At 37.9% G+C, this 21108-nt stretch carries 20 protein-coding genes; 15 read left to right on the forward strand and 5 right to left on the reverse strand.

The window, feature by feature from the left end:
- Nucleotides 1–200: 200 nt before the first annotated feature.
- The gene (locus CRT24_RS21120) at nt 201–416 is read right to left on the reverse strand and encodes a transposase (protein WP_257213895.1); all 216 of its coding nucleotides are present in this window, start codon (nt 414–416) and stop codon (nt 201–203) included.
- Between the two features lie 334 nt (nt 417–750).
- Between CRT24_RS21120 and CRT24_RS00465 the strand changes: the two genes are divergently transcribed.
- Together CRT24_RS00465 and CRT24_RS00470 are read left to right on the forward strand one after the other, a co-directional pair.
- On the forward strand, nt 751–1740 hold the full coding sequence (locus CRT24_RS00465) for an alpha/beta fold hydrolase (RefSeq protein WP_099369296.1): 990 nt from the start codon (nt 751–753) through the stop codon (nt 1738–1740).
- A 791-nt stretch (nt 1741–2531) separates the two neighbouring features.
- On the forward strand, nt 2532–2825 hold the full coding sequence (locus CRT24_RS00470; protein WP_138089368.1) for a nuclear transport factor 2 family protein: 294 nt from the start codon (nt 2532–2534) through the stop codon (nt 2823–2825).
- Between the two features lie 521 nt (nt 2826–3346).
- On the opposite strand, the gene CRT24_RS00475 is transcribed toward CRT24_RS00470, so the two are convergent.
- Entirely contained in the window at nt 3347–4363 is a 1017-nt protein-coding gene (locus CRT24_RS00475; RefSeq protein WP_099369298.1) for an acyltransferase, read from the reverse strand.
- A 26-nt stretch (nt 4364–4389) separates the two neighbouring features.
- Nucleotides 4390–4959: a beta-lactamase family protein gene (locus tag CRT24_RS00480; RefSeq protein ID WP_257213922.1), complete on the reverse strand. Its 570-nt coding sequence runs from the start codon at nt 4957–4959 to the stop codon at nt 4390–4392.
- A gap of 80 nt (nt 4960–5039) precedes the next feature.
- Here CRT24_RS00480 and CRT24_RS00485 point away from each other — a divergent pair, with 80 nt between their 5' ends.
- Nucleotides 5040–6101: a DUF5007 domain-containing protein gene (locus CRT24_RS00485; RefSeq protein ID WP_099369300.1), complete on the forward strand. Its 1062-nt coding sequence runs from the start codon at nt 5040–5042 to the stop codon at nt 6099–6101.
- A gap of 117 nt (nt 6102–6218) precedes the next feature.
- The gene (locus CRT24_RS00490; protein WP_099369301.1) at nt 6219–6689 is read left to right on the forward strand and encodes a hypothetical protein; all 471 of its coding nucleotides are present in this window, start codon (nt 6219–6221) and stop codon (nt 6687–6689) included.
- A 52-nt stretch (nt 6690–6741) separates the two neighbouring features.
- On the opposite strand, the gene CRT24_RS00495 is transcribed toward CRT24_RS00490, so the two are convergent.
- Nucleotides 6742–9333 (reverse strand): TonB-dependent receptor, encoded by a 2592-nt coding sequence (locus tag CRT24_RS00495; RefSeq protein ID WP_099369302.1) that lies wholly within the window; start codon nt 9331–9333, stop codon nt 6742–6744.
- Between the two features lie 1487 nt (nt 9334–10820).
- On the opposite strand from CRT24_RS00495, the gene CRT24_RS00500 reads away from it, so the two are divergent.
- From CRT24_RS00500 to gldM, 5 genes are read left to right on the forward strand one after another with little or no spacing between them, the layout of a single operon-like run.
- Nucleotides 10821–11510 carry an outer membrane beta-barrel protein gene (locus CRT24_RS00500; protein WP_099369303.1) on the forward strand — a complete coding sequence of 230 codons (690 nt, stop codon included), beginning with the start codon at nt 10821–10823 and terminating at the stop codon, nt 11508–11510.
- Between the two features lie 39 nt (nt 11511–11549).
- Nucleotides 11550–12836 carry an SUMF1/EgtB/PvdO family nonheme iron enzyme gene (locus CRT24_RS00505; protein ID WP_171017491.1) on the forward strand — a complete coding sequence of 429 codons (1287 nt, stop codon included), beginning with the start codon at nt 11550–11552 and terminating at the stop codon, nt 12834–12836.
- Between the two features lie 33 nt (nt 12837–12869).
- On the forward strand, nt 12870–14054 hold the full coding sequence (gene gldN, locus CRT24_RS00510) for a gliding motility protein GldN (protein ID WP_099369305.1): 1185 nt from the start codon (nt 12870–12872) through the stop codon (nt 14052–14054).
- Nucleotides 14055–14100: 46 nt separating this feature from the next.
- Nucleotides 14101–14913, forward strand: coding sequence for a gliding motility protein GldL (gldL, locus tag CRT24_RS00515; RefSeq protein ID WP_099369306.1), 813 nt, complete (start codon nt 14101–14103; stop codon nt 14911–14913).
- 29 nt (nt 14914–14942) lie between these two features.
- Nucleotides 14943–16475 (forward strand): gliding motility protein GldM, encoded by a 1533-nt coding sequence (gene gldM / locus CRT24_RS00520; protein WP_099369307.1) that lies wholly within the window; start codon nt 14943–14945, stop codon nt 16473–16475.
- Between the two features lie 52 nt (nt 16476–16527).
- On the opposite strand, the gene CRT24_RS00525 is transcribed toward gldM, so the two are convergent.
- A complete protein-coding gene (locus tag CRT24_RS00525; RefSeq protein ID WP_099369308.1) occupies nt 16528–17427 on the reverse strand; it encodes an AraC family transcriptional regulator in 900 nt (299 codons plus the stop codon).
- Between the two features lie 167 nt (nt 17428–17594).
- On the opposite strand from CRT24_RS00525, the gene CRT24_RS00530 reads away from it, so the two are divergent.
- The 6 genes from CRT24_RS00530 to CRT24_RS00555 all read left to right on the forward strand — a co-directional run bounded on the left by CRT24_RS00530 (nt 17595) and on the right by CRT24_RS00555 (nt 20907).
- A complete protein-coding gene (locus tag CRT24_RS00530) occupies nt 17595–17981 on the forward strand; it encodes a hypothetical protein (RefSeq protein WP_099369309.1) in 387 nt (128 codons plus the stop codon).
- Between the two features lie 3 nt (nt 17982–17984).
- Nucleotides 17985–18338, forward strand: coding sequence for a hypothetical protein (locus CRT24_RS00535; RefSeq protein ID WP_099369310.1), 354 nt, complete (start codon nt 17985–17987; stop codon nt 18336–18338).
- 139 nt (nt 18339–18477) lie between these two features.
- On the forward strand, nt 18478–19089 hold the full coding sequence (locus CRT24_RS00540; RefSeq protein WP_099369311.1) for a hypothetical protein: 612 nt from the start codon (nt 18478–18480) through the stop codon (nt 19087–19089).
- 4 nt (nt 19090–19093) lie between these two features.
- A complete protein-coding gene (locus tag CRT24_RS00545) occupies nt 19094–19414 on the forward strand; it encodes a DoxX-like family protein (RefSeq protein ID WP_197734037.1) in 321 nt (106 codons plus the stop codon).
- A 3-nt stretch (nt 19415–19417) separates the two neighbouring features.
- Nucleotides 19418–20155, forward strand: a complete 738-nt coding sequence (locus CRT24_RS00550; protein ID WP_099369313.1) for a DUF2071 domain-containing protein — start codon at nt 19418–19420, stop codon at nt 20153–20155.
- Nucleotides 20149–20907, forward strand: a complete 759-nt coding sequence (locus tag CRT24_RS00555; protein ID WP_099369314.1) for a class I SAM-dependent methyltransferase — start codon at nt 20149–20151, stop codon at nt 20905–20907. Before CRT24_RS00550 ends, CRT24_RS00555 begins: the two co-directional genes overlap by 7 nt.
- Nucleotides 20908–21108 lie beyond the last annotated feature (201 nt).

Below are 21108 nucleotides of genomic sequence, written 5' to 3' on the forward strand. Positions count from 1 at the left end.
TTTATTATTTTCAACAATGAAGAGGGAATGTATATAGTTCCCTCTTTTATCAGGTATAGCCATAAGAAAGACCTAAGCAGCTGAATTTCCAAAAGCGTTCATTCCATAGCTTCAGCACTCCGTTCAACTTTGAAACAAAAAGCGCATAAAAAAATAATAAATTTCTTTCGAAACCGAATGGTTGTATTTAAGTCTGTAATTTAACGGTTTATTAAATCATGATAAACTGGTAAAAGTCGTTGTTGCCCAACGAACGGATCGGTTTCGAAATCTGTGGACTGAACAAATAATTTGGTCAATCTTAACAGGAAGAAATTGATGTTACCTACACCTCTAAACTGACTTGTGAAAGCCTTTATTTTGACATTGAATGTTTCTGCCGATGCATTTGTACTCTTGTTGTCGAAGTAGTTCAATATGTTCTTTTTGAAGGATATTTATGTTCTGGGGACGGTATTCAAGGATTTAAACTCTACCTTCCCAACTTTAACCGTTCACCTATGAATGTTGGTGACTGAAATTGACCCTGGACTCGTTAGAAGTAAGTTCTTTGGTAGTGGACTTAGAGAGGTTTCCACATTTGGTTTAAATAATAATCCTATGATCAACATGTTTATAGAAACAGACATCAAAAATGTTGGAACCTGAAGATGGCACACAACTTGCGGAATATCAGTTGATTTCATTTTGGCTCGGAGGAAATTCAGGCTCCGTGGACATAGCCAACAGATTACCTAAAGCCCCAACAATATGAGAAATGCATTGACTCTTGCCATCTGTCTTTTTCTGAACTTCACAATCAAAGGCCAGACCGGTCAGGAGAACGGCCTGTTCGATGAACTGGAGAGGAATTCCTGGTACCTTCCTACAGCTGACGGAAAAGCCAGACTGTACATTACTTCCTTGGGAAGAGGAGATACCGTCGTTTCTCTCCACGGAGGTCCAGGAAATAACTTCAATTATCTGGTGGATGCCGTCCGGGGAAGCACCGATTCCACTTGTTTTGTACTATTTGACCAAAGGGGAAGCCTATATTCCAGGGTACAGGATTCCTCCGTGAGAGACCTTTCCCTCGACATCCTGGTAGACGACCTGGAATCGCTCCGAAAGGAAATCGGGCAGGAAAAATTGACCCTTTTCGCCCATTCCTTTGGGACGGTCCTGGCCATCTCCTATTATTTGAAATATCCCCAAAATGTTCGCGGAATGGTGCTTACGGCGTCCATGCCGCCATTTATACCCCGCGGAAAGACCTTTATCGACCTGGTTCCTGAATTCCACAAGAGGATAAAAGCCCTTAGGAACCGACCGGAGGTTGAAGCCATACTTAGGGATGAGGGACTATGGGAAGAAGAAGGACTGAACAAAAAACAGCAATCTGACCGCTATAAGATTACGGGGCTCGCTTCTTTCAATATGATCGACCTACGGAACTGGCGATCTTTCAAGGGAGGGAGGGCTTTCTTCAATTCGGCCGTAGAGGGTGCGATCGGAGGGTCCATGCCCGAAAGCTATGATATCCGACCTACCTTGGAGCGGTTCCCAATTACCATATCGATCATCCAGGGAACGGAGGACTATCTATCGGCAGATAGCTGGAAACTGATCTCAGACCTATTAGACCATGTTTCGGTCCACCTGATAGAACATTCCTCACATTACATATGGCTCGACCGGGCAGAAGAATTCAATCACATCCTGAGCTCCTCTTTCCCATGGAACAGAAATAGACAAGAATGACATGGTGATAACTTTTCCTTAATTTTGCTGAATGACAACTGTACAGATTTCCACCACTATCCAATCCTACCCTGAGCCTTGTAAACATCCACGCTCCAGTTTGTAGGGAAATTTGGTCAATGATTATAGTTATCCACCTATTCGGTCCATAAGATAATAGAATTTGGATCTTCCCATAAATTCTTTATCGTGCTTGATGCTCTTGGAAACCAAGGGATTGTCCACTCTTTCATCGGAAAAAAAATGAACAGGAAAAATTATTGATCTCCATAGGTAAGTTTAAAGTCCTACCAAGATTCCTATGGGTATATAGCATAATATCCTAATTTTCTGACAACCCCTTTTAAAAACTTTGGATTATTAAACCGATATTTCAGGAATCAGATAGAATGGAATAAAATGATCTTGTAAAATCCTTAAATTTTCGTATACCATTTTACAGAAACACAATTGACCAATAACTTGAATGCCCCACTATGATGAATAACTTTTTTCTACCGATCAAACTGCAGATTTTCTGTGGCATACGCTTAAGTCCGTGGCGTTACACTGATAAGATCTCGATAAGATCGGGAATGAACCAGTTCTGCAACAAGTTTTTACATAATTTTGTTATATTAGCGGACATGCATATTTCTGATAAAATTAACGATATGCTGAATCAACAATTCTAATATAATGAAAGACTTCAACCATCCAAACTTGGTCATAATCAACAGTTTTTTTAGGCGCACGCATTGAGGTCTGAGGAAGTCCTGTATGAGGTGCTTCACCAAGAGATAAGGTGGCATGTGCCGGGAAAACACGCACTGAGTGGAACCAAAACAGGCATTGAGGAGACAATAGAAGATATGGACAGACTGGCAGAATTCAAATTCAGTGCCGAAGGAATAGTTCTGGGCTATTCTGATGAGCATATCATAGATTGCCACAGGATATGGAACAATCATGGGAACTGTCCTGCGATCAGTTGTCTGTCCTGCATTTTATGGAAGCTCGGGGAAGGAAAGATCCGGGAAGTTTTCCCTTTTTCCCAAGACCAGCATCAGGTAGACGATTTTTTCAATTCCCAGCTGGAACTTTAAAAAGCATTGGACCACTACGGTGAACAAAATTTGAGCATTTCTCCAGGCAGAAAATTTGGGAATTCTTTTGTCTCGCCGGAGCAATGTGCCTTCGGTCATCTGCTTACGGTCCACTAGCACATTAGGATGTGGACATATAATTAATTTTTTCTACAAAAAAATATCCGTACTGACCCTCAAACTCTGGCTATGCTGAAGGGCTATATCCCTATGTCCCTACCCATCTGATAGAAAAAATCTCACTATCAATGGATTTTCGAGCAGGTCCTCAGCAAAAAGTGCATTTGTCCAAACTATTCTCTCCTTCTGATATCCTTTTTTTGTAGTAATTCGAAACTTATGAATGGGCTGGATTAATTCACTTAAACAACTTAAACATCCTAAAATACTTATTTAATCCTAGTTACTGAATAATGCCATCAGAAAAGCAAAATGGAGGTCAGATAGCCAGTAGTTTGGCCCGACGGAAAGTGCCTAGAAAGAAAGCCCTTCTGTTTTAAGATTTCTGACCATCAAAAAATCTACCCACTTACATATTTCCCATACGGCAATTTCCGAATAGCATATGTAATCGCAATGGATACAATAACGGCACTTATGGTTGCCAATGGGATTACCCAGACCGTGCTGAAGTATTTGGAAATTAGTGGGTGCAAGAAGTTTAAAGGAATAATATGGCTTAGGAATATTCCAAAACTATAATGGTCAATACCAGAAATCCAGGTTGGCACCTTCGTATCTTTTACCGCATCTTTAACCCATAGGAAGAGGGATCCGGCAGCTATTGCTGTAGTTACAAATAGGTAGTTATAAAAGAAGGTGTTTAGTTTTTTTGCATCTTGATTGAGTAGGTTTGTGCAATTAGCACCTATTACTACCATAAGAATATAAATAAGTGCGAAGACGAGAGCATTCATATTGAACTTAAACTCCTTGATGCTTAAGTAATATCCGAGGACCAAGTATCCGATATAGCCGGAAAAGAAAGTGAGGTCAAATTTTGGCATTACGGAATATAGTGGTTTACTGGTAAAGCACATGGAAATGAGCCAAAGAACCAGAAAAAGCTCAATTTCACGAGTACTGGATTGAATAAGAATTTTCCTCAAAAATGGAATCGCCAAATAAAGCCCGATGATCATGTAAAAATACCATAGGTGGGCATTTGCTCCATGGAGAACCTTATCAAGAATAATGGACCAGATCTTTTCTGTAGAAAGCGTTTCAAAATTGGTGTAGCGATAGAAATAATAAATCAGATAGACTATGGTCCAAAATATAAAGGGATAGATGAGTTTCGGAAGTCTAGTTTTGTAAAAGGTCCATGTATTTTCATTTTTATGAAGGAGTAGATACCCAGAGATCATGACAAAAATCGGCACTGAACATCTTGTTGCGGCATTTATCCAATTGGCATAATTCCAGTTGAAACCATTGGTGTCAATATGGTAGAGAAAACCCGTTGACGCATGGATCAAGACTACAAATATGGCTGCAATAGCACGTAGGTAGCTGATGAAATTATATTTTTCTGCCATGATGTAAAAGTAGGAATAATTGAATTCTATTTCTCTTTCTCAAATACCAATTCCATTCCATTTTGGAATAAGTTCAAACTGTGAATTTCATCGTCTTGCTTTTGAAATTTGATTGTTGCATCAACAATGGTGTAAAACAGTTCTAGTTCTGAGGTTGCATAAACTTTAGCAGCCGGCTGGCCTGTTAATTGGGCGAATAATTTCCCTTCATCATTCACTGTAATATGGTATTTAAGGTTTTTATTTTGGGTGAATGCATAAGTTCCTATCAACGGATTGATTTGAAATTCCATTAAAACTACCCCTTTTCCAAATTCTTCAATTGAAACTTTTGGAGGAGTATCATTTTTAAGAATTTTATCTACAGCAGCCATTATTGGCATTACACCAATAAGGTTCATCTTGTTTAACAAAAGTGCTACAAACTGTTTTTTTGAAGGATTACGAACGATTAATGTTTGGTAACCCGGCCAACCACCGCTATGGAAGTGCATCTTTTCATTTTCGGTTTTATCCATAAACATCCATCCAAATCCCGAATAACTATCCATCATTCCGACTGTTAGGCTATCGTTATTGAGCTTTCCAGTGCTAATGGATTCTTGAAATTCTTTATTGGGCTATAATACACATACCTGGATAAGAAGTTTAAAACTAAACATTAATTAGAAAGAGCATGAAAACGATATATAAATTTTCAGCAATGCTATTGATCCTTGCTTCCATTATGGCAGCAGGATGTAAAAAAGTGGATGTTGGATACTTGAGCGACAATATCCGTTATGGCGCAAACCCAGTGGTGGTGGACAAAGGGGTATTCAAAATTGTAACTGGTATTATTCCTGATAATTCAACTCCTCCATTTAAGATTACTCTTTTGGATGTGAGAAACAAAGAAACAGGCAAGAGGGAAGAAGCATTTTTTAAAGAGTCTGAAATCACGGTTTGGAAAGAAAAATATGACCCAAAGACCGATACAACATTAGAGTTAATTAATGCTAAGCGTGTAAAAGAAATGAGTTTGCCGCTTCAGGTTATCGAAAAGAGCGGTCAATTAATGTTTACCCAAGCAACAGATAATGTTCCTCCAGGGGAATATTTATTAGACCTACAAATCGAAAATCCTAATGGCACCAAAAAATACGAAGGGATAACGTCCATTAAGGTAAACAATCCAGTTCTCTATGAAATATCCACAGCACCATATTTCATCTTGGTAGAGCCTGGAACAGGAAATAGCAAAAGGTATCCTCATGACGTGGACTGGTTCGACATCAATAAAATACAAAGTGCAAATACCAAAATTAATGTAAGCAGAGATGCAAATGGTCCTAACCAGATTATCTTAAAAGTATATGATAAAAATGGAAAAGTTTTCCCTGGAAAAGCTTTGGAAAAAAGACCTAGTGGAAACACGTTCTTGAACACTTGGGAAACATTTGCATATAAAACTACCGTAACAGAAAACTCCGTGATTTACGATTATGCGCAGGCTCGATTCCCTGATGTATATTGGGATAATCAACCAAATGGCGTGTTCTGTTATTACAGGATCTATGACAAATGGATAGAGTCAGTAGATTATGTGGACGCGTGGAATCCACTAAATTCAGTAACATATAAGACAGATTCAAATCCGTATATCTTACAGATCAGGTTTGACTTTAAATTCAATCTCCCAGGAACTTACCATGTGGACATGCATTTAAAAGCAACCAAAAAGGACGGCGTTAATTAATTATTAGATAAACAGAGTGTGGCTCCGACAATTGTTGGAGCCACTTTTTTTATGTATATCTTGGAACAATTTATGCACAATAACATAGATAGCTTTCAGGTATTAAAATAGAAAATCATGAAAAACTTTAATAATTCATTCAGAAACTCAGCCCTTCTATTTACGTCTATTGCTTTTTTTGCTAGTTGTAACAGCCCTGGTAAAAATGATCATAGCGCAGACACACTCGCAGACTCCATGTCTATTTCGGAATCAATTGATTCTGCAACTAGTATTCCTGCTAAAGCATTGGAACTGAAATCGAGTTGGGATTCTATTAGACTTCATAAAATATCAAAGCAATCGGATACTATCGTAATCAATAGCAACGGATTTAAAAATTTGAATGCTGAAATAGTCAGTTCTAAACCGGGAAATATTAGAATAAATCAAATTATATCTCCAGACAGCAACAGTGATGGACCATTCGGAAAAGATTTAGAATATAAATTGAACCAACAAGGCGAGTTTAAATTGATTATAGGCGAAAGCTTAATGCAGGGAGATCCTTTCGAAGGGGACTATATATTAAAGGTCATAGGTAAATAAAAAGAACCTAGCTACTGGGAATAGCTAGGTTCAGACGATAACCTATTTTTAATTAGAAACTGTTCAAATTATATCTGATGGTAACACCAAATGTTCTGGGATCAGCAACGATCCCTGCATATTGACCATAACTACCAGGAGCTGCCAACAATTGTTCGTAGTATTTTTTATCTGTTAGATTCCTGCTCCATACAGAGATTGAAATTCCATTATCTGCCTTAAATCCCAATCTTGCATTCAATATAGCATAGCCATCAATGTTTAAATATTGGGATGGAGAGGGACTTGAAGAGAATTCTGACCTATAGAAAAGGTCTGTTCCCAAAAAATAGGAGCCTTCCAAGCCAATTAAACTTCCGTTTTGGGAAAATTCGGCACCAATTGAGGATGACCACTTTGATATTCCCGGCAATCTTCCTCCCGAAATATCTTTAAAAGCTTCTGGTCCGCCAACCTCCTCTAATGGAACTGGAGCATTAGTGAACTTAACATATTGGCCATCCGTATAGGCAGCAGCAGCATTCAGACGAAGATAATTCCCAACACGAAGGCTTCCGTCCAACTCAACTCCTTGAACACGAACCTTTTCTGCATTTGCAAGATAACCCCTGTTGACCCCAGGCTCAGGAGTTTGCACCAAGGTCTGGTAGTCTTTAATGTCCGTTTGATAAAATGTAAGATTTAAGATTGAATTTCTATTCGGGCTTGATTTTATACCAATTTCTTTATGATCTACAGACTCTGGTTTTACTCTAGCTAAGTCCAACAATACCTCTCCCCTAGATGTGGGCAATCCGCCGACATTGATACCAACGGGTTTATAGGTGATGGCATAGGTGGCGAAAGCATTGAGATTTCTGCTCCAACGATATTGAGCGGATAATTGGCCAGAAAAATTCCCTGCAGATGCATCTGTATTAAAAGCTTGATTTGTGTACACCGCATTTTTAAGAGCTAATAACGCAGGATCTTCAGTTTGAAGCCCACCATAGGTTTGGCGATCATAATGAGCTTCTTTCTTGTCATAATTATATCTAATTCCTGGCAGGAAGTGTAATTTGTCTGTTATTGCCCAATCAATCTGTGTGTATGTTGCCAAACTTGTAGTTTTAATGCCATATCTCGTCTTTATTCCAAAGTTGTCAAACAGACCTGGAGTTTTCCAAAGGTCGCTGTTTGTGTTCTGTGCAAACCTCCACAATGAAGAACCAGCTTCTTCGGTGTGTACCGGGTCGGTTCTTAGGTCTTGGTAAAGACCAAATAATCCAACGACAAGTTCTATGTTTTCGCGGATTTTGCCAGAGTATCTAAATTCCTGTGAATATTGGTCGTGAGCAGAATTTCCGGCGGAGATAGTAAATACTGGGAGGCCAAGATAATCGCGGTCATTTAATGGAACCCATTTCCAATAACGCCATGCCGTCGTAGAGGTCAAGGTTCCATCCCCGATTTTAAAGTCCGTATTTACTGAAATGCCTCCCAATTCATTGTCAGCTTTTGATTGTGTGTTTAGATCAACCTTCCTTTCAAAAGCACTGTTATAAGGTAATTCATAGCCTAAATCTTTGATAATATTATTGAATTGTCTGTAATCTGCGCGTTGTGTCTCTACGACTCCCGCAACTCCCCAGCCATATCCGTCAGGCTTCTGAATGCTTTTATCTGCAGCAACGGTTATATGGATATAATCATTTGGTTTGTACAGCAATTGCGCCCTTAGTCCCAAATTATTCATATTGTTGATTGCGCGACCTGAAGATTCATTATATAAGGTTCCGTTCCTTTGAGTTCCGGAGAAGGAAACACGAGCCGCCAGTTTTTTGGTCAAAGGACCGGTGATTGACGCTTTGCCTTGGATGAAACCGTAATTGCCATAGCTCAACTCAAAATTAGCTGAAGGGTTAAATTCTGCAGTTCTGGATGTCACATTGAAAGCCCCTGATGTCGTGTTCATACCAAACAAAGTCCCTTGTGGACCTCGTAGAACCTCCACCTGTTCAATATCTATAAAATCCAACCACGTGGCGGCAGGTCTTGCCAAGTATACACCATCCAAATAAAACCCAACACCAGGATCAATTCCATCGTTGGTTAGCCCATAGGTAGAACCCAAACCACGAATGTTTAACGTTGTGTTTCTGGCATTAGATGCGTACAACTGAACTGTAGGCGCTAGTTCTTTGATTCGGTTAACATTGAATGCCCTAGCATCGTCTATCGTTGCTGCGTTAATCGTCGTGATAGGAATGGGAACATCCTGAAGCTGCTCTTTTCTTCTTCGGGATGTTACGACGATTTGGTCTATCTTCTCCTGAGTGGGTTGCAACAAGATAACAGCAGGGGATTCTTTTATTACCAATCGTTTTTTCTGGTAACCTATTCTGCTGATAATTAAATTAAATGGAAGTTTCTGTCCTGTTACAAAGTGGAACCGACCGTCTTTGTCAGTTTTCACTTGGTGAGTTACACCTTCAAGTTGCAATGTGACACCCTCAATCGGAAGGTTGCTAATGGAGTCTACGACAGTTCCACTGAGTGTGGCATTAATTATAGCCTTTGGTGTTTCCTGGGATTTGGCAACTGTGATCCCTAGAGTAAAGGCAATAGCGAGGTATAGAAAGCGATATGTTTTCTTGGAATTCATGAAATGAAGATTTAATGGTTGAGAATAAAATCCTATTTAAGGATTCGGGTTAGTATGGATAAGCGGGAACTGGTGGAGTTCCCGCGATATCCTATTTGGGGAAGATAATTTCAGTACACATTCGATTAAAATCAAGTATTTGTTCCTGATTGTTATTTTGGAGCGAAAGATTTAAAGTGTTTTGAGTAATCATATTTTGTCTGTTCATTTTTATGATTTTGTCTGATTTATAAAACAAATATAAAAACAGATTTCAATAATAATCTACTAAATCTATAGACATTGTTAAATAATAATGTAAATTATTGATAATAAGCGCAAAAAAATTTTAATTAAATAGGTTGGTTGTTAAAGGTTTTTACAAAAATGGGTAAATAAAATATAATTTTACAGGAAAGATTTGAGTTTTTACACAGGGAAAAATTTGCCTATAATTTGGGCAAAAAACGTTGGTTTTTTGGCTTTGGTTAAAAAACTCTTTTGCTATTAAATGAATATGCTGTAAATTACAGCTACAAGTTATAAACTGAGCAACATCTAACCAATATTTTTAATGTGAGAAGTAAATCTGTACATCTATTTACGATCGTTTATTATTTATTTAATATTTTTTTCTGTCTGATTATATATTGGGCAATATGAACAACACTATATGTCTTTATGGTTTGTAACCAATTAACGGTCAAGTTGTTACGTTGTCTCTGGTAATTAGCACATTTATTATAATAATTCCTGTTCAATCTGAGTTTTTAACAATTAACAATTTTTGGGTAATGAAAATGGTTTCACTACAGACCATTGCTTATAGTTGACTAGCGAAGCATCAAAATGGGGAATGAACGGCAACGGCTGTAGCAGTCAAAAACCCGAAAGAAAAAATTACCTACATTGTTTTGCAGATTTTGTTAATGGTATTATTATTATAGTTAGGAAGCGGGCATTCAACCCGCTTTTGTTTTTGATAAAAATTGATTGAAGGTTTATGTCTTTCCTATCTGAAATTTATATTTTTAGATATAAAAATATCCAAAGATCTATCTAAAATTTCTTGTTATAGTTAATTCATTGTTATCAAAAAAAACTCTATAACATATCGGTACTTTTAATAAAAAGCAATAAAAATATTTTGAAATTTGTTGTTGCCTTGAATGTCCATTAAAAACAAACCCACTGTTGAGAAGGTGCCTCGACCAAAATTATTTTAAATAAATTTTTGACCACAACTAATCAGATTTTATTTCGTCAAAAACAGCTTTTGCAATCTGCAAGGTGCGTTTTCATTGGAGTTTTCAGCTATGAAACCATGCACGCTTTCCTCAGTGATTCCAATTGGTCAATCATCTTTGGTAAGATTCTTGTGACATAGAAAACCGACGTTTTTTCACGACTTATTAATTTAGGGGCTATTATTTTATTGAAGTTGCAATAAAAGGCCTCAAAATTCGTCTAAATAATAATGTACTGTAATACTAACAAGAATTCTTAATATGAAAAAAACTATTTTTTCTTTACTATTATTTGCAGTTTGTGGTTTCAAATCAGCGCAAGCACAATTCTCACGTCCGCTTAGTGTTGGTATTGGAGGAGGTCCTACAATTAACCTCACGGACTTGGCCAACGTCGAAGCAAAATTCGCCGGTCATGTCGATGTAGATGGGTTAATTACCCCGTTCGTTTCAGCAGGTATTCATGCAGAAAAAGGTGTCTTAAGTGGAAATGGTTATGCGAGTACTTTTAAGAACGATTACTGGGCTTTCAATGCAAATGCTAAAGTTAGATTGGGTCAATTTATGAACCTGCCAAATAACTATAGCTATTATAATCTCCAATCAAGTACCTTCCACAAGATCCTTGCAAACGTTTATGTAGGAGCAGGTGCCGGACTTATGAAAAACAACATCGAAAGCAACATTTCAGACCTATATTCTGAATCAGTGATTTCAAATGGAGGTGAAATTTCTGATGACCTAGACGGCTTCCATTTTGTAGTGCCGATTAATGTTGGAGTGGACATCCCGTTTGGCAGAGGATTATATGGACCACAATGGGCAATCAACCTAAATTATCAACACACCATTACGACAAACGATAATCTCGATGCTGTCATAAATAGCAAAAAAGATCACTATAGCTATATTTCTTTGGGCGTTAAATACGCATTGTTTCAAAGAAATTAATACCTAATCAATCATTGAATAAAATTAAAGATGAAACGTATGAATAGAGTATTCATGAATCGAATATATTCCGCAGTGTGTTTATTGTTGGTTTTTGCAATTGCAGGCTGTAACTCTTCAAATAATTTCTATAATGCCCCGAAGGTTAATGCCTTCAAAGGTGGCAAATTGCCAGCTCCTCCGGGAATGGTGTACATCCCTTCTGGAACAATCCTTTTCAAAGGATCATTGGACAGTGGTAATGTGGGTAAGAACATCAGCTTAAGTGCTTTCTTTATCGACGAAACTGAAGTTACCAATAAACAATATCGCCAATTCGTAAACTGGGTAGCAGATTCAATTGCTGTTACGGACTATCTGCAAGATGACCAATACTTCTTGGAGGCTGCAAGCGAAGATGGTGAAGGAAGAAGAATTAACTGGAAAGCTGTAAAAAGGATTTCACCAATATGGAGAAGTTCAGATCCGACAATAGCAGAGCGTATTGCTCCGATGTTGGAAATGAAAGGATCAAATAGAGGCCTTAACCCTGAAGTGGTAAAATATCGCTTCTCCTATTTGAAAACCAAAGGTAACTTGAAGAAAGAATATGTGACCGACACCGTGTCGGTAATCCCAGCAGAAGACATCTGGTCAAAAGATTTCCCTAATGCACAGTTGACCTCACTAGATGCCAATTATTTCACTCACCAATCATTTGATTTCTACCCCGTTGTCGGCGTTTCATGGAGACAGGCAAGAGCATATTCCGATTGGAGAGGTAAAGAAATGATGGCCAATTTGATGAAGAACTCATACTTGAGTGGTTATCAGTTGACATTCAGTTTGCCAACAGAAGCACAATGGCAATATGCTGCTGAAGGTAAAATTGATCCAAGAGATACGATCTCAGGAACCAAATTGACAATCGATGGCGATGATGGCAAAGAAAAACTTGCCGTAAACTATAAACAAGGTGAAGGTACTTATTCACGTGATGGTGCTACGTTTACACTTCCAGTAAAATCGTATACTCCTAACAAATTTGGTGTATACAACATGGCGGGGAATGTGTCTGAATGGACATTGGATGCGTATAGCCCTTCAGCTGTGGCGTTTGTAAATGACTTAAATCCAGTTTTATTATATGATGCGGATGAGGACGACGCTGATGCGTTGAAGAGAAAAGTGGTACGTGGTGGTTCTTGGAAAGATAATGGTGAGCAGTTGAATAGCGAAACCAGAAACTATTCCGTTGACTATGAACCACATTCATATATTGGGTTCCGTTGCGTAATGTCGGCATTCGAATTACCGACGACACAAAGTAAAACCCGCAAATATTAACATTGATTTGTTTACGAATTAAAGATTTTAAAAATGAAAAATTGGATGATGGTAATAGCTGTGGCATTGGGAATTTCCCCTGCTGTAGCACAAAGTATCGATACGATACCAGATAGCACCGTTGTGACAGAGACCTTTATTCAGCCCATAAATGACTCCAATGTAATGGTGCAAGGAGAAGTTTTGGCTGATACCATACCCACAACAGATGGATTTTATCAAGTGAATAACTTGGAAGATGCAGTCCCATTTGCATACCCGGAAGTAAACTTGAAAAATATTAGATTCTATAAAAGGGTATGGAGAGATATCGACTTGAAAGATGAAAGAAACTACATCTATGCAATCCCTGGAAACTCCTTGATGGAAGTGATTATGAAAGGAATTGAAACAGGAAAATTGACTCCATACAATCCTGAGGACGATTCTTTCAAAGGAAAGCTTTCTGCTTCAGAAGGTATCGCAAGATTTGCAGATTCAGTATTGGTTCCCATTTTTGATGATGAGGGTAACCAAATCGATTCGAGAATGACCTTGAATGAGTTTAACCCAGAACGTGTCACCAAATTCAGAATCAAGGAAGATATCTTCTTCGATAAACAAAGAGGTAGACTGGAAACAAGAATTATTGGGGTGGCACCGTTGATGGATATCACGACGTCTTCTGAACTTGCCACTTCGGTGGGTTCAACACCAGCATTCTGGTTGTATTTCCCGCAATTACGCTATAGCCTAGTTAAAGTGGATATTTCAGATCCCGATCGAGGGCTCTATGATATGACAATGGATGACCTCTTTGTACAGAGAAAATTCGCCAGCAAAATTGTAAGGGAATCTTCTCCGGGAATGTTGCAACAAGCTACCTATGCCGGAACGGATAGTACGCAGACAAATAATGCAGCCAACTTGGAGGACAAGCTGGAGACTTACAAAAAGAAATTGTGGACCACTCCAAAAGGAGTTAAGGCTGAAAACCTAGAAGGACATGAGCAAGATCTTAAACGTGAAGAAGAGGAAAAGAGAGCTAGAGAACAACAAGAATTGCAACATCAAAATAGACAACAGCAACAAGAACAGCAATCTGAACAACAGTTAGAGGAGCTATTGCAACAGAGTGAACAACAGAACCAAGAAGGCACTGAAAGTTCAACAGAGGAAGGCGCTACAGAAGAAAGTACATTCCAGGAGGAAAATACAACTGAAGAAAATCAATTCTAAAATCCAGTATTACACATAAAAAAAATAGGGGCATAAAATTTACATTATGAGTAGAAAGAAAGACAATTCAAGATGGCTACATGTTGCCATTTCTTGGGGAGCAAGTATCGTAATTATAGGTGTTTTGTTCAAGATCCTTCATATTGGAGGTTCCATGGCGAATTACATGATTGGTTTAGGACTTACCGTGGAGGCTATTTTATTCTTCCTGATGGGTTTCAATCCGCCGCCACAAGAACCAGACTGGACCCGTGTTTATCCTGAATTGGATGAGAAATTCCAAGGTGAACTGCCTGTAAGATCTGCTCAAGTTGTAAACAGTCCACAAGGACCTTCAGCAACTGCTGCTTTGGATAAAATGTTCGTCGATGCGAATATTGAACCTGCAACAATTGAAAATCTAGGTAGAGGATTAAGAGATTTTGGCGAAAAGGTTTCTGCAATCAATAGAATCAGCGATGTATCATTGGCGACAGATGAATTTACGCAAAAGCTGCGTTCTGCAACATCAAAATTCGATAACTTAAGCCTAGCTTTTGAAAAAGCATCTGCGAATTTTGTCGCTATGTCCAACACCAATACGGACACTACCGGATACCATGAACAAGTTCAAAACCTTACTTCGAACCTGCGTCAGCTGAACTCGATGTACGAAAAAGAACTTCGCGACTCTGCATCTCACCTACAATCCATGAATTCTTTCTATGAGAATTTGAAATTTACGATGAATAACTTCAATGAGTCTTTGGATGACTCCAAAGCTTTCAAAGATGAGGTAAACAAATTGGCGAAAAACTTAAATGCATTGAATGCCGTGTATGGTAACATGCTAAGTGCTATGAACCAACCTCGCGTGTAATTCATCCATTAAAATTTTAAACAAAAAATATGGCAATAGGAAGAGAGACGCCAAGGCAGCGGATGATAAATATTCTTTATCTCGTGTTGCTAGCCTTGCTCGCGTTAAATGTACCCGATTCAATATTGGATGCTTTTAAAAACATCAATAATAGTTTGGAGACTTCCAAATCAAACGTTAATAACTCAGTTCAACAATTGTTTGCCGCTTTTGAAAGTACAAAATTGAAAGATGAACCCGGACGAGCGAAGCCAATCTATGATAAAGCTAAGAATGCTCAGGCAATCATCAACGATTTAAACCAGTACATCAATAGCATCAAAGAAGAATTTGTCGACCAAGGTGGTGGTTATGATGAAAAAACAGGAGACCTTAAGATGCGTGAAAACGAAGATATCGCTCCGAACATCATGATCAATGGCAAAAAAGGCGTTGAACTAAAAGAAAAAATAAACAGTACAAGATCTAAGCTTTTGGGATTGTTGACCCCAGAAGAGCAAAAATCAGTTTCATTTTCACTGGAAGCCAATGACCCAGAAAAAGCAGTAAACGGCAAAAGAAAATGGGAAGAGATAAACTTTGGTAGTGGGACTCCACTTACCGCTGCAATGACCATCCTGACCAAAATCCAAACAGATGCACAGAATGCTGAGTCTGATGTGGTAAAACTTATTTTGGGTAAGATGGACCAAGCGGTTGTTAATCTTGATAAATTTGCTGCGGTAGCTGTAGCTCCAACTTCATATCTTGTTCAAGGCCAGCCCTATGCTGCAGAGGTATTCTTGACAGCATCTGACTCGAAATCACAACCTTCGATCAGCGTAAATGGAGCCAACCTAGATGTTGTAGATGGTAAAGGTGTATATCGCGTACCAACCAACAGAGAGGGTATCTTTACCTGGTCCGGTGTGATCAAAGTAAAACAAACGGATGGATCTATAAGGGAATACCGTACTCCCGTACAGACTTACCAAGTGGCAAGACCTTCTGCTGTAGTTTCTCCTGACAAAATGAACGTACTGTATATTGGTGTTAACAACCCAATTTCAGTATCGGCTCCAGGAACACCAACAGACAAGGTTAAGGTCAGCATGAGCGGCGGTAGCATCAGTGGTTCTGGTGGTAAATACAATGTAAAGGTAAGTTCGCCAGGAACGGCAAGAATCTCAGTAGCTGCTGAAGTTGCCCCAGGAAAAACCCAAACATTGAGCACAACAGAATTCCGCGTAAAAAGAATCCCTGACCCAATCGCACAATTTGCCGGAAAAACCGGTGGTGCAATGGCAACAGTGGCAATTAAAGCGCAGAATGCAATCTTTGCAAAATTGGATAACTTTGATTTCGATGCGTCATTTAAAGTAACCAAATTCTCACTGATCATTGCAAAACCAAGAGCAGATGCAATCGTTCTTTCCACTTCTGGAAACCGCTTGAGTTCTTCTATGAAATCAGCATTGAACGGCATTACCCCAGGTTCACGTGTAATATTTGATAATATTATTGCCGTAGGACCTGATGGAACTCCTAGACAATTAAACGCTGTGGCTCTGACAGCTAACTAATAAAATAAAAGCCCGATTCTAAAATCGGGCTTTTTTAATATCACAATAGTTTTTAATTTGATCCCAGAGTCCTAAACTCAACAGGACTTTGACCAACAGTCTTCTTGAAGAATCTTGAAAAATGCTGCGGATATTTGAATCCTAAATCATAAGCAACTTCATTGATGCTTTTTTCAGAATCAAAAAGGATTGACTTAGCTTCATTGATCAACTTGTTTTGAATATATTCTTGAGGTGATTTCCCCGTTTCCTTTTTGATTAAGTCTCCGAAGTAATTTGCAGATAAATGCAATTGATCTGCACAGTAAGAAACCGTAGGAATACCTAAGGTCTGAGGAAATTCTGATTTGAAATATTGATTCAACAACTCTTCAAACTTTAATAAAATCCCTTTATTGACATGGTCTCGAGTAATAAATTGACGGTCATAAAAGCGTTCGCAATAATTTAAAAACAGCTCAATATTGGATACAATCAGTTGCTTGCTGTGTTTATCCATGTTTTGCTCCAGTTCATATTCTATCTTGGAAAAACAGTCGAGTATAATTTTGCGTTCCTTCTCCGATAAATGCAAAGCTTCATTTACAGCATAGGAAAAGAAGTGATAATCCTTGATTTTCTTGGCTAAGTTTGTCCCATTCAACAACTCAGGGTGAAAAGCCAAAGCAAAACCTTGTGGTTTATATTCTTCTGTGCCATTTTCACCTATCACTTGCCCAGGAGATACAAAAATTAATGTCCCTTCCTCATAGTCATAATTATGGAGCCCATAGCGTAAATCCCCACATTTCACTTTCTTGAGAAAAACCAGGTAAAAATCATATCTCATTTTTCTCAAACTCCTTACGTCAGCCTTGCCTAGATCCACAACGGAAACCAGGGGATGCATTGTCTCATTATTGTTGAAAGCATTGTACTCACTGATATGGTCAAAAATTAATATATCTTCCATCTGAAAAAGTTTTGCATCCTAAAAATAAGGATAGATTTTGCGTAAAATAGAATCCCAGGTCACAATTCAGTAATAATGGTTGTAAAATCCGTAATATGTATAATACATTAATGTATTTTAAGAGATATTTGTTTGAAATAGAATTTTAGAATTCCAATTTGGTGTTCATGAATAAGAATAAGATAGTTACCTTCCGGCCAGTCAGTTTTAGATCCATCTTTATCGATAATCAATTTGATAAAGATATCTTCAAGAAGGGCTATGATCAATTTTTTATTCATTCTCTAAAGGAAGATAAGGTTCATTTGCGTTTGCCACTTCCTGTTCATCGGAAAACAGTAAATGATTTTATGCTGATTACTAAAGGGACCTGCATGAGGCAAGTTGGAATTGACAGTTATGAATTAAAAGCTGGCGATCTATTATTTGTTGCCAGGTCTTCAGTTTCCAGTACAGAGTTTATGTCTGAAGATATCGAGGGGTATTATTGCCATTTCAACGATGAACTGTTAAAGCACTATAGCTGTTTTTTAGAACTAATTATGGCACCATGATCTTTGAAAACCAGAACCTATGGTACGACTTCTGGACTGAGATATATTGAATATACTGCTACTGAAACCGCTTCTCCTTACCCAAAGATCCGGCTGAGAATGAATTTCAACGGCCAGGGTATTGCTATTGATATCTTAAATCTAGTGGGTTTGAATTTTGGGTCAACATACGGCTTGTCAGCACATATTTGGTCAAACGATGAGGGGGCAAATGTCCTCATTAGTTTAGGTGGATGGTATTATTACGCAAATAATCTAGGTAGTGCAGTAAATCTGGAATTATTGAACATCGGTTTATTGGGTACAATCAATGTTATTCAAACACCTTTCAAAAATATTCGATGTGTAAGAAATTAGAATTTAGTGTTAAGTCTAATCCTTTCTTTTTAGCATCCCTCTAGCAGGGGGATGCTTTTTTTATTGTTTACATGAGTTAATTGATTTGCTTATCAGGGGAACTGAAGTAAATTTGTTTACCAGAAAAATTATTAGCCCTATGGAAGTTAACCGAAAGATTCTAGAAAAGAAATCGGATGTCGATTTGGAGAAATACTTAGTTCCAGAAAGTCGTTACGTAGCCACAGCCATGAGATATGCTTATGAAATTTTAAAAGAGAGGGGAAAAGTCTTCTCTGAGGATGAAGAGAAAAGGGTACTAAGCATGATTGAAAATTTGGAGGAAAAAGAAGCTTATTATATCCATCCTGACTATAAAGAGGCAGCGATGTATTTTTGTATACCTGGAGTGATAGGTATCATACTTTTGTTTGTTCGACCGGAGGGTTATGCTGCTGATAACTTCATATTGGATATTTTGAGTATAGCTGTTCAATTAATTCTAGCTTGGTTTACCAGTCGAGGGTTTCATTTTATGAAATACATCTGGATCATATTATTGATAACAAGTATTCCTTCATTAATTTCTGGCATTAATCAAACAAACTTTAATTTAATCCATATTGTTTTATTGCTAGGTCAGATTGCAATTCAAGTTTGGGCAATTATTATTCTATTCAAAATTCCTAAGAACTATAAACCTTTAAATGAAGAAAGCAAAACAATTAAATATGTTTTTAATCTTGGTTTTTTCCTTGGTTTGGCTGGTTAATGGCTTGATTTGTAAAATTTTAAATTTAGTTCCGAGACATCAAGAAATCGTTGCTGAGATATTGGGCCAGGAATACGCTAGGGAGATTACATTCTTGATCGGCTTAGGTGAAGTTGGGATGGCGATCTGGATATTTTCCCGTCGCTGGAGCCATTTTAGTGCGATGATGCAGATCATTCTAGTCGGTGTTATGAATATCTTGGAATTTTTCCTGGTCTCACATTTATTGCTATGGGAAAAATTCAATATTTTATTTGCATTTTGTTTTATAATTTTAGTGTATTATCAAACATTCATCCTGGAACCGAAATTGGAAAATGAATAATCCATGACTAGCCTACTTCAATATCATCCTTTTGCTGTTTCTGCTTATTTTGTTTCATCAACGATTATAACATTTGCTGTTCCGAAGGAAGAATTGGAGCGGTTTGTTCCCGAGCCATTAACCTTGGACCTCCACAATGACCAATGGGCATTTTTGACCATCGCTATGGTGGACACCAAGAATTTAAAACCCAAAGGGATGCCTGATTTTTTTGGAAAGGATTTCGTATTGATCGGATATCGGATTTTTGTGAGATATAAAACCTCAAAAGGTAAAAATCTCAGAGGGCTTTACATCATCAAGTCTGAAACCAATAAAGAATTTATGCGATTTTTTGGAAATATCTTCACTCGATATCATTATACGACTACTGATATCAAAAGAACCGCAGAAAATGATATTGTCGAAATAAGTTCCAAAAAGTCAAGATTTCATATTACATATCGCAAGGCATCAGGTGAGTTGACGCCCTTGCCAGAAAATTCGGTCTTCAGTTCATGGAAGGAGGCAAGGCGTTTTGCGGGGCCATTGCCGTTTACATTTGAGGTGGACTCGAAAAAACGAGAAATATTATTGATCGAAGGAGTGCGACAAAATTGGGAACCTAGACCTATAGAGGTTCTTTCCGGTGATTTTGATTTTATTAATAGTTTAGGTTTTGAGGATATCCGTTTATCCAATGCCTTCGAAATCACAGATATTCCATATTATTGGAAGAAAGGAAGCTTCGATAAATGGTAATCACAAGGAAAAAGTATCAAGGAGTGTTGAACATCGTCAAATTCAATTGGCACCAATATGTCATTGTTGCTGTATTGATCCTCTTATTCTTGAGTTTATCATTGTTTGTGAACGGTTTTTTTCACAATCTGTTTATTTGGGGAGCTATTTTGGCGTTTTTGGCTACCGTTGTTTCCTTATTGGTTTCTTACTATGTCTATGATTATTCTAATTTGTATGAACTTGACTTTGTAGAAGTTCTTGACCAAGAAAAAGTCCTAAATATCAGTGCTGGTTTTGATGAAACGAGTGAAATCCTTTTGAAGAAGTTTCCCCATATTCAATTGACGATGGCAGATTTTTATGATCCACATGTCCATACAGAAGTTTCTATCAAACGTGCCCGCTTAGTCTATCCTTCACATAAGGATACCATGTCTGTTAACACGGATTCTTTTCCTTTTAGGAATCAGTATTTTGATCGGTCGATCTGCATTTTCTCGGCGCATGAGATTCGGAATGAGGAAGAGCGAATTCAGTTTTTGCGAGAAATCAAAAACGTAACTAATTATGAGACTGGACAAATCATCATCACAGAACACTTACGGGATTTCGCAAATTTTTTAGCTTTCAATGTGGGGTTCTTACATTTCTATTCTTTGGATTCCTGGAAATATTGTTTTCGAGAAGCTGGATTGGAATTAGTTCAGGAAAAGAAAATCAATCCTTTTGTATCCACCTTTATCCTTAGGTCAAATGGAACTGCAAATTAGAATAGTTGGCGTGTTGCTTATGGGTTTGGCATGTTTACATATCATATTTCCCAAGTATTTTGATTGGAAGAATGATTTGTCTGGGATACAACTTATAAATCAGTCTTTAATGAAGGTTCATACCTTTTTTATTGGATTGACTGTGTTTATGATGGGGCTGTTGTGTTTTACATCATCAGAGGATTTGTTACAAACTTCGTT

It is taken from the genome of Sphingobacterium sp. 1.A.5, from assembly GCF_002734235.1.
GTDB lineage: Bacteria > Bacteroidota > Bacteroidia > Sphingobacteriales > Sphingobacteriaceae > Sphingobacterium > Sphingobacterium daejeonense.